This is a genomic window from Streptomyces sp. NPDC052064, assembly GCF_055585925.1.
On record NZ_JBVJJE010000001.1, the window covers coordinates 45,326 to 61,402 of the forward strand.

Genomic DNA, 16,077 nt, shown 5'->3' on the forward strand with positions numbered 1-16,077 from the left:
CAGGGCCACCTCACAACACCGGCGAACGTCAGCGCCGAGCCACACCCTCAGCCCGCGCAGCCGCCGCCACCGCGGCCGTCACCGCCGGCGCGACCCGCTCGTCGAACGGCGACGGGATGACGTAGTCGGCCGCGAGGTCGTCCCCGACCACGCCCGCCAACGCCTCCGCGGCAGCCAGCTTCATCCCCTCCGTGATCCGCGACGCCCGCACCTGCAAGGCACCCGCGAAGATCCCCGGAAACGCCAGCACGTTGTTGATCTGGTTGGGGAAGTCCGACCGCCCGGTAGCCACCACGGCCGCGTACTTGTGCGCGACCTCGGGATGCACCTCGGGATTCGGGTTCGCCATGGCGAACACGAACGCCCCCTCGGCCATCGACGCCACCGCGTCCTCCGGCACCGTCCCACCGGACACCCCGATGAACACATCGGCCCCGGCCAGCGCCGCCTCCAGCGACCCGCTGATGCCCGCCTTGTTCGTGAACCCGGCCAGCTCCCGCTTCACCGGCGTCAGATCGTCCCGGTCCGCCGACACGACACCCTTGCGGTCGGCCACCGCGACATCCCCGATCCCGGCCTCGACCAGCATCTTCGCGATGGCGACACCCGCCGCACCGGCGCCGGAGATGACGGCCCGCAGATCCCCCAGCGCCCGCTTGCTCAGCCGCGCAGCGTTCCGCAGGGCCGCCAGCGTCACCACCGCCGTACCGTGCTGGTCGTCGTGGAAGACGGGGATGTCCAGCCGCTCCTGGAGCTTCCGCTCGATCTCGAAGCACCGCGGCGCCGAGATGTCTTCCAGATTGACCCCGCCGAACGACGGCGCGAGCCGCACCACCGTCTCGACGATCTCGTCGACGTCCGTGCAGTTCAGGGCGATCGGAACCGCGTCCACGCCGCCGAACTGCTTGAACAGAATCGCCTTGCCCTCCATCACCGGGAGGGAGGCCTCGGGCCCGATGTCACCGAGCCCCAGCACGGCCGTACCGTCCGTCACGACGGCCACGACCGACGACTTCCACGTGTAGTCGTGGACGAGCTCCGGCTGCTCCGCGATCGCGCTGCACACCTTCGCGACGCCGGGCGTGTACGCCAGGGACAGGTCGTCCTTGTCACGGACGGGCACCGTGGCCTGCACGGCCATCTTGCCGCCGCGGTGGAGCGCGAACGCCGGATCGAAGGAGTCGAGGGGCTCCGCACCGCCCTCGTGACCCGTATGGTCCGTCGTGCTCTCGCTGCGAGGATTGACGATCTCCGCTGCCACTTCGTTTTACCCCTTAAATCTTCATTGGTTTGAGGGTGGCCACTCCTGGTGAGGTGTGGGCGGGACCGCGTACGGCCGTGGTCGTGCTGTGTACGTGATACGTACGGGCGCATACGCGACGGGCGCGCCGCACACGCGCCCTGAGCCCCGGATGAGGGGTGTAAAGACCCTTCTTACCGGACGGACGGCGCCGACGACGAGTCCATAACGCGAAGGTCACACACGGTCGCCTGACTCTTCGTCCAAAATCGGGACAAGGCCTGGACAAGCCCTCGACAACCACTCAAGCAGCGACGAGTCCTTCGGTCCCCGTATCGGATTCCCGGGACATACCGCAGATCTTCCGGCCGGAAGGAGTGATTCCCGCAGAAGGTCCGGTCGTGATGTACCGGAGTGGTGCGGTTCGGGGGTCGCCCGTTATCCGATTTTGACATGGCTGGCCCCCAGAATGGCGCAGTCCGAATGGCAAGATGCCGTAATCACACGAGGTCGCGACACTCGAAGACGTGTGTTCTCGTCGACCCACGGCACTGCCGGCACCGTCGGCAGTCCACGGCACTGCCGAACCCATCGGCAGCGCCCGCCCCATCGGCAACTCCACCCATCCGCCGGAGGAACCCACCATGACCGCAAGCTCCACCCGTCGTACGACCGCCGCGCACCCCCGGCTAGCAGCGGTCGGTGCGATCGCGGTCGCAGGCGCGCTGATGCTCACCGGATGCGGTGACCAGACCAAGGACACCGGCTCGGACAGCGAGACCGCGACGTCCGCGGCCCCGCTCGCCGACAAGCTGCCCCAGTCGATCCGTGACAAGGGCGTCATCAAGGTCGGTTCGGACATCGCGTACGCGCCGGTCGAGTTCAAGGACAGCTCCGGCAAGGTGGTCGGCATCGACCCGGACATCGCGGCCGCCATGGGCAAGCAGCTCGGTGTCGACTTCCAGTTCGAGAACGGCACCTTCGACACCCTGATCACGGGTCTGCGCTCCAAGCGGTACGACATCGCGATGTCCGCGATGACCGACTCCAAGGAGCGTCAGGAGGGCATCGACTCCAAGACCGGCAAGAAGGTCGGCGAGGGCGTCGACTTCGTGGACTACTTCACCGCCGGTGTCTCGATCTACACCAAGAAGGGCGACGACCAGGGCATCAAGAACTGGTCCGACCTGTGCGGCAAGAAGATCGTGCTCCAGCGCGGCACGGTCTCCGAGGAGCTCGCCAACGCCGAGGCGAAGAAGTGCCCGGCCGGCAAGAAGATCGCCATCGAGCCCTTCGACAACGACCAGCAGGCCCAGACCCGCCTGCGCGCGGGCGGTGCCGACGCCGGCTCGTCCGACTTCCCGGTCGCCGCGTACGCCGTGAAGACCTCCGGCGGCGGCAAGGACTTCCAGCTGGTCGGCGAGCAGGTCCAGGCCGCTCCGTACGGCATCGCGGTCGCCAAGAACCAGACGCAGCTCCGCGACGCCCTCAAGGCGGCCCTGGACGCGATCATCAAGAACGGCGAGTACGAGAAGATCGTCAAGAAGTGGGGCGTCACGGACGGCGCCGTGAAGGAAGCCACCATCAACGCCGGCGGCAAGTGACGCGCGCAGCGGCACTGAAAGGCAACACCCGTGACTGTTGACATCGACAAGACGACGGGGCCGTCCGACACGCCCCCGGCCGGTCCGGAGGCCATCAAGGCCATCCCGGTCCGGCACTACGGGCGGTACGTCTCCGCCGTCGTCGCCATCGCCCTGCTGGTCGGGGTCGTCTACGCGTTCTCCCAGGGCAAGATCAACTGGGGCGCGATCCCGGACTACTTCTTCGACGACCGTGTCCTGCAGGGTGTGGGCAGGACCCTCCTGATCACCGTCCTGTCCATGGTGATCGGCATCGTCGGCGGCATCATGCTGGCCGTGATGCGCCTGTCGAAGAACCCGGTGACCTCGGCGATCTCGTGGTTCTACATCTGGTTCTTCCGCGGTACGCCGGTCCTGGTGCAGCTGGTGGTCTGGTTCAACCTGGGCCTGGTCTTCGAGTACATCAACCTCGGGCCGCTCTACAAGGACGAGTGGTCGGACTTCATGACCCCGTTCCTGACGGCGCTGCTGGGCCTCGGTCTCAACGAGGCCGCGTACATGGCGGAGATCTGCCGGGCCGGTCTGCTCTCGGTCGACGAGGGCCAGACCGAGGCGTCGCACGCGCTGGGCATGAGCCACTCCAAGACGCTGCGCCGGATCGTCATCCCGCAGGCGATGCGCGTGATCGTGCCGCCGACGGGCAACGAGGTCATCAACATGCTGAAGACGACCTCGCTGGTCTCGGTCGTCCAGTACTCCGAGTTGTTCCGCGTGGCCCAGGACATCGGCCAGACCTCCGGCGCCCCCGCCGAGATGCTGTTCCTGGCGGCGGCCTGGTACCTGCTGCTGACCTCGGTCTTCAGCATCGGCCAGTACTACCTGGAGCGGTACTACGCGCGTGGTTCGAGCCGGTCGCTCCCGGACACCCCGTTCCAGAAGGTCAAGGCCAACCTGCTGTCCCTGTCCAACCGCTCGGCGTCGACGGGAGGAACCGCATGACCGCCATGGTCAAGGCCGAGGGCGTCCACAAGAGCTTCGGCCCCGTCGAGGTCCTCAAGGGCATCGATCTGGAGGTGAAGTCCGGCGAGGTGTTCTGCCTCATCGGCCCCTCCGGCTCCGGCAAGTCGACCTTCCTCAGGTGCATCAACCACCTGGAGAAGGTCAACGCCGGCCGCCTGTACGTGGACGGGGAGCTGGTCGGCTACCGCCAGAAGGGCGACAAGCTCTACGAGCTGAAGGACAGCGAGGTCGCCCTCAAGCGCCGGGACATCGGCATGGTCTTCCAGCGCTTCAACCTGTTCCCGCACATGACATCCGTAGAGAACGTCATGGAGGCACCGGTCCAGGTCAAGGGCGTGAGCAGGAGCCAGGCCCGGCAGCGTGCCCTGGAGCTCCTGGACCGGGTGGGCCTGGCCGACAAGGCGGGCAGCTACCCCTCGCAGCTCTCCGGCGGCCAGCAGCAGCGCGTCGCCATCGCCCGGGCCCTCGCCATGGACCCGAAGCTGATGCTGTTCGACGAGCCGACGTCGGCGCTCGACCCCGAGCTGGTCGGTGACGTCCTGGACGTCATGCGCGACCTCGCCGAGTCCGGCATGACGATGATCGTCGTCACCCACGAGATGGGCTTCGCCCGCGAGGTGGGCGACAGCCTGGTCTTCATGGACGGCGGTGTGGTGGTCGAATCCGGTCACCCGCGTGAGGTGCTGACGAACCCGCAGCACGAGCGGACGAAGTCGTTCCTGTCCAAGGTGCTCTGACTGCACACACGGCGAGGGGGCGGTACGGGAACTCCGTACCGCCCCCTTCGGCGTGCTACTTCAGGGCGAGCAGCAGGGTGTCCGAGGGCGAGCACCACACCGGCCTGGCCTCCTCGAACCCCTTCTCGCGCAGCATGCGCGTGCCACGCCGCGGACGGCATGTCGCCGTCCGCGTGCTCGCCGTAGATCTCGTAGCGCCGGGCCGTGGGCTCCGCGAGGACCGGGTCCTTGGCGGCGAGCTGCCACCACTGCGACCAGTCGAGGATGCCGTCCCGCTTGGCCTGATCCATGCGTGCGTGCCGCTGTGCCTGCTCGGCGGCGTTGATCCGGGGCGTCGTCTCGTCGATCATGTGGTCCGCATTCATGAAGACACCGCCGTCGCGGACCACTCCCGCGATCTGGCCGTAGAGGTCCGCGAGGGGTTCCCGGTGCAGCCAGTGCAGGGCCGTCGCGGTCAGGACGGCGTCGTACGAGTCGTACGGCAGCTTCGCCGGCCAGTCGGGGTCCTTGAGGTCGGCGGTGACGAGGCTTACCCGCTCGTCCCCCGCGAAGGTGCCCCGGGCGATGGCGAGGAGCGCCGGGTCGAGGTCGACGCCGGTGCTGGTGGCCTCCGGGAACCGGGCGAGCAGCCGGGCGGTGATGCTCCCGGTACCGCAGGCGAGGTCGAGCACGCGCGGGGCGGTGCCCACGAGGGCCTCGACCATGTCGAGCATGATCCGGAACCGCTCCTCGCGGTCGGGCAGGTACCACTCCTGCTGCCGGTCCCAGCTCTTCTGCCAGGCCTGCCAGTCGGCGGTGGTGGTGGAGATGTCGGCGTCCGTCATCGAACCCCTCCCTCGTAATACCCTGGAAGCGCCATCAGCTGTTACAAGTGCGCGCTCACGACAATAAAGCCCCTCCGTAAGGACTACAAGTGGAACTGGCCTATTACTCGGACTATGCGGTGCGCCTCGTCAACACCGAGGAACCGGCCCGGGGCAAGGACACCCTGACGTCGGTCGAGGCGGTCCGCGAGCTGTTCGGCGCCAACCAGTCGGCGGCCCGCCGCACCACGGACGCGGACGTCACCCGCTTCCGCTCGGTCCGGGCCCGGCTGCGCGCGGTCTTCGAGGCGGCCGACAAGGGCGACGAGACGCTCGCCGTGGACCTGCTGAACTCACTGCTGCTGGAGTTCCCGGTGAGCCCGCAGATCTCCGGGCACGATTTCCGCGACGACGACGGCCGTCCCCTGTGGCACATGCATCTGGCGGACCACCCGTCCAACGCGACCGCGGGCTACGCGGCGATCGCGGCGATGGGCCTGGCGTTCCACCTGACCGAGTACGGAGTGGACCGGCTCGGCCTGTGCGAGGCCGCGCCCTGCCGCAACGCCTACCTGGACACCTCCACCAACCGCTCCCGGCGCTACTGCTCCGACCGCTGCGCGACCCGCGCCAATGTGGCGGCCTACCGCGCCCGCAAACGCCTCGAAGCCGCCCACCTGCCCGAGAAGACGGGCCTGGCGGCCGACAGCGCCCAGCCCAGCAGCGCCCAGGGCGAACGCCGGCCGGGCCTGAGCGGCCGGTAGCGGAACCGGACCCGCCCCAGCACGAGGTCGTCGGGCACGACGCCGTAGTCGGTGCTGTCGCCGCCGGCGTACGCGTTGTCCCCGAGCACCCACCAGCCGTTCTCGCGCCGCTGGGCGATCCGCTTGACGACGAGCAGGTCCTGCTGGAAGGGATGCCGCAGCACGATGACGTCACCGCGCTTGATCCGGGCCCCGTAGTGCACCAGGAGCCGGTCCCCGTGGTACAGCGTGGGCACCATGGACGGACCGGTCACCTCGGCCACCCCGAAGGGCGCGGCCGGCCTCCCCCGCTCGGACTCCTGCGACAGCTCCGGCATCACCCGGCACCTCCCCGGTTCTTCGTCCACCAGTCTCAGTCTCACCCCGGACTTTTGTCCTAAGCCCATGGGGGCACTCGCGAAAAGCCGTCCCTCACGGAGTAATGTCCCCTGTGAGAAGACGATCACGAGGAAGGAACGCTCCATGCTTTCCCGCCTGTTTGCCCCCAAGGTCAAGGTCAGCGCACACTGTGACCTTCCCTGCGGTGTGTACGACCCTGCCCAGGCCCGCATCGAGGCGGAGTCGGTGAAGGCCATCCAGGAGAAGATGGCCGGCAACGACGACCCGCACTTCCAGGCGCGCGCCACCACCATCAAGGAGCAGCGCGCGGAGCTCGCGAAGCACCACGTGTCCGTGCTGTGGAGTGACTACTTCAAGCCGCCGCACTTCGAGAAGTACCCGGAGCTGCACCAGCTGGTCAACGACGCCCTCAAGGCCCTCTCGGCCGCCAAGGGTTCGACCGACCCGGCGACGGGCCAGAAGGCGCTGGACTACATCGCCCAGATCGACAAGATCTTCTGGGAGACCAAGAAGGCCTGAAGTCCACGGGCAGACGAAGGGGCCCGGCCGGGAGAACCGGCCGGGCCCCTTCGTCGTGGGTGGCGTCGGGGCCGGTCAATGGAACTGCGGGACGATCAGAAAGATCCCGTACGCCACCACGGCCGCGCAGGCGAGGAAGCACAGCGCCGCCTGGGTGAGGCCGAGGGCGGAGGTGCGGCCCCGCTGTTCGCGGGCGCCCTCCAGTGGGGCGAGGCCGAGGACGCCGAGGGCGAAGACGACGACCACGGCGACGGTGACGCCGATGCTCACCGCGGTGACCTGGCCGAGTGCGGTCCAGTCCAGATGCATGTCGACTCCCGTCGTTCAGGCGGCCGTGCCGACCTTGGCGGGCGGCTCGGTGCTGATGGTGACCTGCTGCGCGTCGTTGACGTTGTGCGCGTGCACCGGGTTGCGGCGCGAGACGACCACGATGCCCGCGGCGAGGGCCGCGCCGACCAGGGCGACGACCGCCGTACCGAGGTCGCCGCCGCTCTGGACCACGCTCGCGGCCAGGCCGCCGACCAGCGCGGCGGCGGGCAGCGTGATCAGCCACGCGACCGCCATGCGGCCCGCGACGCCCCAGCGGACCTCCGCGAGCCTGCGGCCGAGCCCCGCGCCGAGGATGCTGCCCGAGGCGACCTGGGTGGTGGACAGGGCGAAGCCGAGGTGCGCGGAGGCCAGGATGACGGTGGTGGAGGCGGTCTCGGCGGCGAAGCCCTGCGGCGACTGGATGTCGGTGAGGCCCTTGCCCATGGTGCGGATGATGCGCCAGCCGCCGAGATACGTGCCGAGGCCGATGGCGAGGCCCGCGGACGCGATCACCCACAGGGGCGGTCCGGCGTCGTGGCCGAGCGCGCCGGCCGAGATCAGGGTGAGGGTGATGACGCCCATCGTCTTCTGCGCGTCGTTCGTGCCGTGGGCGAGGGAGACCAGCGAGGCCGAGGCGATCTGACCGATCCGGAAGCCCTTGGTCACGGAGTCCTTGCGGGCGCGGCCGGTGAGCCGGTAGGCGAGGTGGGTGGCCAGCAGCGCGGCGACACCGGCCACGACCGGCGAGGCCACCGCCGGCACCAGCACCTTCTCGACGACCTTGTCGAAGTCGACGCCGTAGCTGCCCGCCCCGACCCACACGGCCCCGATCAGCCCGCCGAACAGGGCGTGCGAGGAACTCGACGGCAGTCCGAGCAGCCACGTCAGCAGGTTCCACAGGATCGCCCCGACCAGGCCTGCGAAGATCATCCCCGGGGTGACGAGGGCGTCGTCCACGATGCCGCTCGAGACGGTCTTGGCGACCTCGGTGGACAGAAAGGCACCGGCCACGTTGAGGACACCGCTGATCAGGACCGCCGTGCGGGGAGCGAGTGCGCCGGTGGCGATGGACGTGGCCATCGCGTTCGCCGTGTCGTGGAATCCGTTGGTGAAGTCGAAGGCGAGTGCCGTCACGATGACGACCGCCACGAGGAACGTGATGTGGTCCATTCCTGAATGCAAACAAGAGCAGGCCAATACGCGGGGAACGGCGAGGCAAAGGCTGGTCAAGGTTCACGCGGGCGGCGGCGACGTCGCCCTCTACGATCACGCCCATGAGGATCCACTGGACGTACGCCTTCATCGACCGCCCACATGAGGCCTTCGCCACCGCCTGCGACTTCTGGACGGCGGTCACGGACACCCGGCTCTCCGAACTGCGCGGAGAACACTCCGAGTTCGTCACGCTGGTCCCGGACGACGCGGACGCCTGCCTGAAGGCCCAGGCGGTGCGGTCGGGGGACGGCGGTGCGCATCTCGACTTCTGTGTGGACGACGTAAGGGAGTTCGCCGACTCGGCGACGCGGCTCGGCGCGAACGTGGTGGCCGACCTCGGGTCGCTCGTAGTGCTGCGGTCGCCCGGCGGGCAGTTGTTCTGCGCGGACCCTTGGCGCGGGCAATCGTCGCGGCCGGGAGTGGTGCGGGGCAGCCGCCTCGACCAGGTGTGCGTGGACGTGCCGCCGTCCGCCTACGACGCCGAAGTCGCCTTCTGGAGCGGCCTGCTGGCCGACTGGACGTCACGGCCCGGTTCGCTCCCGGAGTTCCACGTGGTCGAGCCGCCGCCCGGCCTGCCGGTTCGCCTGCTCCTGCAACGCCTCGACGAGGAACACCCGGCCTCCGCCCACCTCGACCTCGCCTGCGCGGACGCCGCGGCGACCCGGGCGTGGCACGAGGAACTCGGGGCCGTGTTCGTGGCCGACTTCCCGGGCTGGACGGTGATGCGCGACCCGGCGGGCGGCACGTACTGCCTGACGACCCGGGATCCGGAGACGGGCGGGCTGCGCGTCTAATCCGACTCGGCATACGCGCACAGGGCGGCCCCGCCGCCCTCGGGCGTCGGGCAGGGCGGCAGGTCCGGTGTCTCGTCGGGGTTCGCCTGCTCCCAGACGTACGGCCCCCGCGGCTCCGTCGAGTCCTGCATCCACAGCGTCAGCCCGCCCGCGACGACCACGACCAGCGCCCACACGATCATCACCCGGCGCCACACCTTGCGCCGCCGCTCCCCCGCCATGTCCATGCCTCACACGCTAGCCGTTCCACCGCGCCGCCCGCGCCTGAGGTGGCGCTGCTCGGACAGACTGAGGGTCTGGGCGGCCGCCGACTCGCAGGCGGCGCGAGCGGCTTCCGGCTCGCCCGCGCGCTCCAGGAGGGGCCTCGTAGGTATCCAGGTGGTGTCCCTTCAACTCGCCTGCCAGGGCGTCCAGTTCGGCCAGGCCCGTGCGAGGGCCGTGGACCATGGCGACGGCTGCCGCGCGGTCGAGGCGTTCGACCGGGCCGGGGGCCATGCGGACGAGGACGTCGTACAGGCCCAGGATCTCGGCCCAGTCCGTCACCTCGGGCGAGGTTGCCTCGTCGTGGACGGCGGCGATCGCGGCACGAGGTTGGCCGGCCCGGGCCGGCCCCGGGACAGCGCCTCGGTGACCAGCAGGCCGGTCACCTCGCAGTCGTCGGGGAGCGGCCGGTGGACCGTGCGGGTCAGGCGTACGGCCTGGCCCGCGAGGTCACGGCGCTGGAGGACGGACCTCAGGTTCTCGGCTTCGCTCGGACAGGTGGTACCCCATCGCCATCGTGGCCTCCGGCACCGGATAGGCGCGGGCGATCTCCGCCGTGGTCAGACCGCCGACGGCGCGCAGCCTGAGCGCGATCTGGGCGGGCGGCGTCAGGTCCGGACGGCAGCACAGGAAGAGCGGCGAGGCGACCTTGATCGGCCGGCCACGTGGATTGCCGGGCACCCTGACCGGCGCGTCCGTCTGCGCAGCCCGGCCCTCAGATGTCCCCGGAGCCGTCCATGATCGGACGGATCACGACCGGGTAGTCGGGGGCGCCGGCCGGCTGGGGGCATCGGGCGACACGCTCGGCGATCTCGGTGACCCGCTCCAGGCTCTCGCACTCCAGGACCCAGTAGCCGGCCAGCAGCTCCTTGGTATCGCGGTACGGGGCGTCGGTGATCACCGCGTTCCCATCGTCACCGAGAGTGACGTGCCGGGTCTGCGCCGGCTCGGCCAGGCCCTGCCCGTCGACGAGTTCTCCCGTATCGGAGAGGTCGTCGTTGATGGCGCCCATGTAGGCGAACATGGCCTGGAGCTCCTCCTCGCTCCAGGCGGGGGAGTTCGCCGACGACTTGCCGCGCATGGCTTCGTAGTCCGCCTGCGTGCCCTGCACCATGACCAGGTACTTCATCAGTCCGCTCCTTCGGCTCTCACCGCCCTGGTGGGCGGCTCTCACACGGGACGTCGGAGCCGGGCCGGGATTCTCGACACGAGCTCAGCGATTTTCCACGACGGTTCCCCCGGGGGCGTCTTCGGGCGGGGTCGACGCAGGTGAGGCGATGTCCTCGGCGGATCGGGGCTGGTCGGCGACGTGACCCCCCTCGGCGCCTTCCGCTTCATAGGCCGCGCACTCGGGGTCGCGACAGGGGCCCGCCACCCACAGGGGGACCCACGCGCCCAGCGTCTTGTGGCGCCGGACGACTGTTTCCACTGGCTGTCCGCAGGTCGGACAGACGTGTCCTTCGCTGCCCATGTCCTCAGGGTAGGCCGGTCGGGGCCTCAGCGCTTCCTGCTGTATGTGCGCACCAGGATGCCGTTGCCGAAGGTACGCACCGACTCCAGAGCGAACTCCGAGATCGCGAAACCGGAGCCGAACATCGGCATGCCCGTGCCGTACACGAGCGGGTACGTCTTGATCACGAGCTCGTCGATCTCGTCGAGCAGTTCGCCCGCGATCCTGGAGCCGCCGCACAGGTAGATGCCGAACTCGCTGTCCTCGGCCTTCAGTTCGCGGACCTTTCCGACCAGGTCACCCGCGATGATCCCGACGTTCGGGTCGGGCGACTCCTTCAGCGTGCTGGAGGCGACGTACTCGCGCAGGTGGGCGTACGGGCTGGTGACGCCCCCCGCCAGGGCGAGGTCGTAGCTGCCGCGGCCCTGAACGATGGTGTCGAACCGCTTGTTCGGCAGGCCGTCGAAGCCGAGGGCCCGGCGGCCCTGGGTGGCCGCGGTCTCCGGATACTCCGCCTTCAGGAAGGCGAGGAACTCCTCGTCGAGGAAGCGGAGCATCGACGTCGCGTCTCCGCCCGGGTCGCCGATGAAGCCGTCGATGGAACAGGCGATGAAGTACGTGAGCTTTCGCAAGCCGGTCTCTTTTCGTAGGCTGCCGATGCAACAACTTCAGTTGTAGTACTCCTGATGTAGTGGTTGCAAGGCAATATCCGTGAACCGCCAAAAGTGGGAGAAGGGACTCCGCATGGTCAGCAATCCCGGGCGCCGGGCCGCGCTCGTCGACGCCGGCGTCGAGGTGCTCGCGCGCGAGGGAGCGCGCGGGCTGACGTTCCGCGCGGTGGACGCGGAGGCCGGCGTGCCCGTGGGCACCGCCTCCAACTACTTCACCGGCCGCGCCGAACTGCTGCGCCAGATCGACACCCGGCTGCACGTACGGCTCGCGCCCGACCCCGACGTGATCGCCGAGCTGATGACCCGCCCCAAGGACCGCTCACTGGTCACGGCCTTCATGTACGACCTCATGGCCCGCGCGACCCGCGACCGCACGGGCTATCTGGCCCTCATGGAGCTGCGCCTGGAGGCCACCCGACGTCCCGAACTGCTCAGCTCCTACACCAAGTCGGTGCGCGGTGACCTGGAGGAGGCCATGGACTTCCACCGAACGGCCGGCCTGCCCGGCGGCGACGAGTCCGTCGCCGTGCTGTACCTGGCCATGCTGGGACTGCTCCTGGAGCATCTGACCCTGCCGGGCGTCCTGGAGGACGTACTGCCCGGGGTGAGCGTGCCGGACGGGCTGGTGGAGAGGATCGTGGCGACGGTGCTGCCGGAGGACGAAGCCCGACAGGATAGCGCGGGCTAGGAGATGCGGGGCTCGCGCCACATCGGCCACATGGCCGGGCCGTCCTCCGGGAGGTCGAGCACCGGGCCGGCGAGCTCGAAGCCGAGGCGCTCGTACAGCTTGCGGCTGCGGGCGTTGCTCGCCTCCAGGTAGGCGGGCAGTCCCTCACGGTCGCAACGGTCGAGGGCCGACTCGATGAGCGCCGTGCCGAGGCCCTCGCCCTGGCGGCCGGGGGCCACGCCGATCATCCACAGGTACTCGTGGGCCCGCCCGGAGGGGTGGATGGCGGCGGTCAGCCGGCCGATCGTCTCGATGCGTTCGTTGTCCGGGTCGACGGCCTGACGCACCTGGGCCGGACCGTCGTCCTCGGCGTCGCCGTCATGGTCGTCGGCCGGCATGGACAGCCACAGCGCACAGGCCGAACCGTCCTCGGTGAGCTCGATGCGCCCGGCCTCGAGCACGATGTCCGTGAAGGCGGCCATGAGCCCGGGATGCTTGGCACGACGGTCCTCCACCCCGGGGAAGACCCAACCGCTCACGGGGTCGTTCTGGAACGCCTCGTCCAGCCGCCGGACAACCAGCTCCCGGTCCCCCTCGCCCGCCGTCCGGATCGCCACGCCCATGTCCCCGCCCCTTCGCTCGTCCCGACGGGCGTTGATCGTAGGGCGGTTGGGAGCCGCCCGGCGAGCGGGGCGGGAACTTGGCGGGATTTCATCGAGCAGTTGCCCCAAGCGCCTGTCATGACCGGCAGTAGGAGGCAGGCCCCGCACACCGTGGGGCAGTGCGGGGCCCGCCTGACCGGAGGGCCGGAGCCGTACGGGGTCAGGAGCCGCACGGCCCCGGCACTCCGGGGTCCTGCCCTTCGGTCACCCGAAGGACCGTCAGATGCCGCCGGCGGCTGGTTGCCGCACCGCCGGCCCTTGCCGACCGCCGATTTCCGCATCGTCGGCCGTCAACTGCGGCGCCGTGTCACGAACTCGGCGAGGGCCAGCAGACCGCCCGCCGACTCCGGGTCCGGCACCGCGCGTGCCAGTTGCTGCATCGCCACTGCCATCCGGTCGGCCGCCTGGTCCTGCGCCCAGTCGCGGCCGCCCGCCCGCTCCACGGTCAGGGCGATGTGGTCGAGGTCCTCCTTCTCGCTGGGTCGTGCGTACAGTTCGGCGAGTTCCGCGGCCGCCGGCGTGCCGGAGACGAAGGCCGCCACGACCGGCAGGGACTTCTTGCGGGCGGCCAGGTCCGCGCCGACGGGCTTGCCGGTGCGGCGCGGGTCTCCCCAAATGCCGATGACGTCGTCGATGAGCTGGAAGGCGAGCCCGGCCTCCCGGCCGAACGCGTCCAGCGCCGCCACGTCCGCGTCCCCGGCTCCCGCGTACAGCCCGCCGATCGCACAGGCGCTCCCCAGCAGCGCGCCGGTCTTGGCCTCCGCCATGGCGAGCACCTCGTCGAGCGTGATCTCGCCGGGACCGCGCCGCTCCATGGCCGTGTCCGCGTGCTGTCCCGCGCACAGCTCGACCACGCAGTCCGCGAGCCGGGCGGTGGCGGCCGGGGCCGCCGGATGCGGGTCCTCGGCGAGCAGCCGCATGGCCAGCGCCTGAAGGGCGTCCCCGGCGAGGATCGCGTCGGAGTCGCCGAACACGGTCCACGCGGTGGGCCGGTGCCGACGAGTGGTGTCCCGGTCCATCACGTCGTCGTGCAGCAACGTGAAGTTGTGGACCAGCTCCACCGCCGCGGCCGCCCGGACCGCCGCCCCCCGTGCCTCGGGTCCGCCCAGGGCGGCCGCCGCGGCGAGGACGAGCGCCGGCCGGATCGCCTTGCCGGAGCCACCCTCGGCCGGTGTGCCGTCCGCCTGTTCCCAGCCGAAGTGGTAGAGCGCGATCCGGCGCATCGGCCCGGGCAGCGAGCCGAGCACGTCCCGCAGTACCGGATCGACCTCCGCCCGGGCCCGCTCCAGGAACATGACCGCCTCGTGCCCCTCGGCCGGTCCCGGCCGACCGTCCCGCTGTGTCCCGATGGGCTCCCGCCTTTCCGGTGCTCCGGCCGCACGCCCTGGCTCGGTACCGTGCTGCCCACCGGGGGTGGGCAGCGTCGTCTCCGTCCTGAACTCCGTAAGGGACTCACCCATGGGACCGCCTCGGAAACTGAGCGGACGGTGGCGCTTCCGCTGCCGCTGGGCGCGTACCCCGAGGGTGTACCCGCGCTGCCGGGCGCGGACACGGCCGGCGTACCGGCAGCGTCACTGCCAGCGGCCGATCTCGACGTTCTCCAGGACGCCGAGCGCGTCCGGTACCAGGACCGCGGCCGAGTAGTAGGCCGTGACCAGGTACTTGATGATGGCCTGTTCGTTGATGCCCATGAAGCGCACCGACAGGCTCGGCTCGATCTCGTCCGGGATGCCGGAGGCCCGCAGGCCGATGACGCCCTGGTCGCTCTCGCCGGTACGCATGGCGATGATCGACGTCGTCCGCTCCGGGGTCACCGGGATCTTGTTGCACGGGAAGATCGGCACCCCGCGCCAGGTGGGAATGCGGTTGCCGGCCATGTCGATGGTCTCGGGGACCAGCCCTCGCTTGTTGAGCTCGCGGCCGAACGCGGAGATCGCGCGCGGGTGAGCGAGGAGCAGTTTCGTGCCGCGGCGCCTGCTGAGCAGCTCGTCCAGGTCGTCCGGGCTGGGCACGCCGTCGTGCGGCTGGATCCGCTGCTCGTACTCGCAGTTGTGCAGGAGACCGAAGTCGCGGTTGTTGATGAGCTCGTGCTCCTGGCGCTCCTTCAGCGCCTCGACCGTCAGCCGGACCTGCTGCTCGGTCTGGTTCATGGGCTGGTTGTAGAGGTCGGCCACGCGCGTGTGGATGCGCAGGACGGTCTGGGCGACGCTCAGTTCGTACTCACGGGGCCTGGCCTCGTAGTCGACGAAGGTGTGCGGGATGTCCGGCTCGCCGGAGTGGCCGGAGGCGAGGTCGATCTCCTTCTCGCCGTACTTGTTGGAGCGCTGCTCGGGAATCGAGCGGCGCTGCTGGAGGTGCTCGCGCAGCGAGTCCGAGCGCTCCGCGATCTGCTCGACGTCCTGGCGGGTCAGGACGAGCACGGTGCACGCCGTGAGCGCCCGGGCCGTGTACTCCCAGATGGCGTCCTCGTCCAGCAGCGCCTCGTCGCCGAGGTAGGCGCCATCGGCGAGGACCCCGAGGGACTCGTCGTCGCCGTACGGGCCCGTGCCGATCTTCTCCACCCTGCCGTGCGCCAGCAGGTACACCTCGTCGGACTGGCTGCCGAACGAGGCGATCACCTCGCCCGCGGCGATCTCCCGCTGCTCGCAGCGCCGGGCGATCTCGGAGAGGACCTCCTGGTCCTCGTACGACCGAAGGGCCGGCAGTTCGCCCAGCTCCGCGGGGATGATCTCGACGCGGTCGCCGGTCTTCACGAACGTGATCCGGCCGTCGCCGACGGCGAACGTCAGCCGCCGGTTCACCCGGTACGTACCCCCCTGGATGTCGACCCAGGGCAGCATGCGCAGCAGCCAGCGGGAACTGATCTCCTGCATCTGCGGCACGGACTTGGTCGTGGTGGCCAGGTTCCGCGCGGCCGCCGTGCCGAGACTCTGCTGCGGCTTGGTCTCCTCCTCCGTGCGGACCTCTTCGCCTACCGACATAGAGAACTGCCCTCCCAGTTGTGACCGACGCCCATATGCCTCGGGAATCGATGTGCACGCCC

The 16,077-nt window shown here is 69.9% G+C and carries 17 protein-coding genes and 2 pseudogenes; 7 read left to right on the forward strand and 12 right to left on the reverse strand.

Annotation, left to right across the window (positions count from 1 at the left end; genetic code table 11):
* Window positions 1-28: 28 nt before the first annotated feature.
* Window positions 29-1,261 carry an NAD(P)-dependent malic enzyme gene (locus ACZ6TU_RS00225; protein ID WP_059416591.1) on the reverse strand — a complete coding sequence of 411 codons (1,233 nt, stop codon included), beginning with the start codon at window positions 1,259-1,261 and terminating at the stop codon, window positions 29-31.
* 623 nt (window positions 1,262-1,884) lie between these two features.
* On the opposite strand from ACZ6TU_RS00225, the gene ACZ6TU_RS00230 reads away from it, so the two are divergent.
* Genes ACZ6TU_RS00230 through ACZ6TU_RS00240 form a run of 3 tightly spaced genes read left to right on the forward strand, consistent with a single transcriptional unit; the run spans window position 1,885 to window position 4,580 of the window.
* Window positions 1,885-2,844: an ABC transporter substrate-binding protein gene (locus ACZ6TU_RS00230; protein ID WP_469545571.1), complete on the forward strand. Its 960-nt coding sequence runs from the start codon at window positions 1,885-1,887 to the stop codon at window positions 2,842-2,844.
* A gap of 30 nt (window positions 2,845-2,874) precedes the next feature.
* Window positions 2,875-3,822 (forward strand): amino acid ABC transporter permease, encoded by a 948-nt coding sequence (locus tag ACZ6TU_RS00235; RefSeq protein ID WP_467679005.1) that lies wholly within the window; start codon window positions 2,875-2,877, stop codon window positions 3,820-3,822.
* Window positions 3,819-4,580 carry an amino acid ABC transporter ATP-binding protein gene (locus ACZ6TU_RS00240; protein WP_467679003.1) on the forward strand — a complete coding sequence of 254 codons (762 nt, stop codon included), beginning with the start codon at window positions 3,819-3,821 and terminating at the stop codon, window positions 4,578-4,580. The genes ACZ6TU_RS00235 and ACZ6TU_RS00240 overlap by 4 nt, the downstream gene beginning before the upstream one ends.
* Before the next feature lie 55 nt (window positions 4,581-4,635).
* Here the strand turns inward: ACZ6TU_RS00240 and ACZ6TU_RS00245 are convergent.
* Window positions 4,636-5,404 (reverse strand): annotated as a pseudogene (locus tag ACZ6TU_RS00245) (class I SAM-dependent methyltransferase).
* Between the two features lie 89 nt (window positions 5,405-5,493).
* Between ACZ6TU_RS00245 and ACZ6TU_RS00250 the strand changes: the two are divergent.
* Window positions 5,494-6,147: a CGNR zinc finger domain-containing protein gene (locus ACZ6TU_RS00250; RefSeq protein WP_467679000.1), complete on the forward strand. Its 654-nt coding sequence runs from the start codon at window positions 5,494-5,496 to the stop codon at window positions 6,145-6,147.
* A 65-nt stretch (window positions 6,148-6,212) separates the two neighbouring features.
* Here ACZ6TU_RS00250 and sodX read toward each other — a convergent pair.
* A pseudogene (gene sodX, locus ACZ6TU_RS00255) lies at window positions 6,213-6,722 on the reverse strand (nickel-type superoxide dismutase maturation protease); the annotation flags it as partial.
* On the opposite strand from sodX, the gene sodN reads away from it, so the two are divergent.
* The gene (sodN, locus tag ACZ6TU_RS00260) at window positions 6,610-7,005 is read left to right on the forward strand and encodes a superoxide dismutase, Ni (protein WP_059416585.1); all 396 of its coding nucleotides are present in this window, start codon (window positions 6,610-6,612) and stop codon (window positions 7,003-7,005) included. The pseudogene sodX and the gene sodN sit on opposite strands and share 113 nt — an antisense overlap.
* A 75-nt stretch (window positions 7,006-7,080) precedes the next feature.
* Here the strand turns inward: sodN and ACZ6TU_RS00265 are convergent, their stop codons facing one another.
* Window positions 7,081-7,314 carry a hypothetical protein gene (locus tag ACZ6TU_RS00265; RefSeq protein ID WP_467678998.1) on the reverse strand — a complete coding sequence of 78 codons (234 nt, stop codon included), beginning with the start codon at window positions 7,312-7,314 and terminating at the stop codon, window positions 7,081-7,083.
* Window positions 7,315-7,329: 15 nt separating this feature from the next.
* The gene (locus ACZ6TU_RS00270) at window positions 7,330-8,484 is read right to left on the reverse strand and encodes an inorganic phosphate transporter (RefSeq protein WP_467678996.1); all 1,155 of its coding nucleotides are present in this window, start codon (window positions 8,482-8,484) and stop codon (window positions 7,330-7,332) included.
* A 104-nt stretch (window positions 8,485-8,588) separates the two neighbouring features.
* On the opposite strand from ACZ6TU_RS00270, the gene ACZ6TU_RS00275 reads away from it, so the two are divergent.
* On the forward strand, window positions 8,589-9,323 hold the full coding sequence (locus ACZ6TU_RS00275) for a VOC family protein (protein WP_469545578.1): 735 nt from the start codon (window positions 8,589-8,591) through the stop codon (window positions 9,321-9,323).
* Here the strand turns inward: ACZ6TU_RS00275 and ACZ6TU_RS00280 are convergent.
* From ACZ6TU_RS00280 to ACZ6TU_RS00295, 4 genes are all read right to left on the reverse strand, one after another.
* Window positions 9,320-9,550, reverse strand: coding sequence for a hypothetical protein (locus ACZ6TU_RS00280; RefSeq protein WP_467678992.1), 231 nt, complete (start codon window positions 9,548-9,550; stop codon window positions 9,320-9,322). The two genes, ACZ6TU_RS00275 and ACZ6TU_RS00280, sit on opposite strands and share 4 nt — an antisense overlap.
* 484 nt (window positions 9,551-10,034) lie before the next feature.
* On the reverse strand, window positions 10,035-10,265 hold the full coding sequence (locus tag ACZ6TU_RS00285; protein ID WP_469545581.1) for a hypothetical protein: 231 nt from the start codon (window positions 10,263-10,265) through the stop codon (window positions 10,035-10,037).
* Window positions 10,266-10,299: 34 nt separating this feature from the next.
* Entirely contained in the window at window positions 10,300-10,713 is a 414-nt protein-coding gene (locus ACZ6TU_RS00290) for a YciI family protein (protein WP_469545584.1), read from the reverse strand.
* A 368-nt stretch (window positions 10,714-11,081) separates the two neighbouring features.
* Entirely contained in the window at window positions 11,082-11,666 is a 585-nt protein-coding gene (locus ACZ6TU_RS00295; protein WP_467678988.1) for a dihydrofolate reductase family protein, read from the reverse strand.
* Between the two features lie 112 nt (window positions 11,667-11,778).
* Between ACZ6TU_RS00295 and ACZ6TU_RS00300 the strand changes: the two genes are divergently transcribed.
* Window positions 11,779-12,393 carry a TetR/AcrR family transcriptional regulator gene (locus ACZ6TU_RS00300; protein ID WP_469545587.1) on the forward strand — a complete coding sequence of 205 codons (615 nt, stop codon included), beginning with the start codon at window positions 11,779-11,781 and terminating at the stop codon, window positions 12,391-12,393.
* On the opposite strand, the gene ACZ6TU_RS00305 is transcribed toward ACZ6TU_RS00300, so the two are convergent.
* The 3 genes from ACZ6TU_RS00305 to ACZ6TU_RS00315 all read right to left on the reverse strand — a co-directional run bounded on the left by ACZ6TU_RS00305 (window position 12,390) and on the right by ACZ6TU_RS00315 (window position 16,015).
* Entirely contained in the window at window positions 12,390-12,995 is a 606-nt protein-coding gene (locus ACZ6TU_RS00305) for a GNAT family N-acetyltransferase (RefSeq protein WP_467678984.1), read from the reverse strand. The two genes, ACZ6TU_RS00300 and ACZ6TU_RS00305, sit on opposite strands and share 4 nt — an antisense overlap.
* Before the next feature lie 329 nt (window positions 12,996-13,324).
* Window positions 13,325-14,494 (reverse strand): family 2 encapsulin nanocompartment cargo protein polyprenyl transferase, encoded by a 1,170-nt coding sequence (locus ACZ6TU_RS00310; protein ID WP_469545590.1) that lies wholly within the window; start codon window positions 14,492-14,494, stop codon window positions 13,325-13,327.
* Window positions 14,495-14,605: 111 nt separating this feature from the next.
* Window positions 14,606-16,015 (reverse strand): family 2B encapsulin nanocompartment shell protein, encoded by a 1,410-nt coding sequence (locus ACZ6TU_RS00315; protein ID WP_467678980.1) that lies wholly within the window; start codon window positions 16,013-16,015, stop codon window positions 14,606-14,608.
* Window positions 16,016-16,077 lie beyond the last annotated feature (62 nt).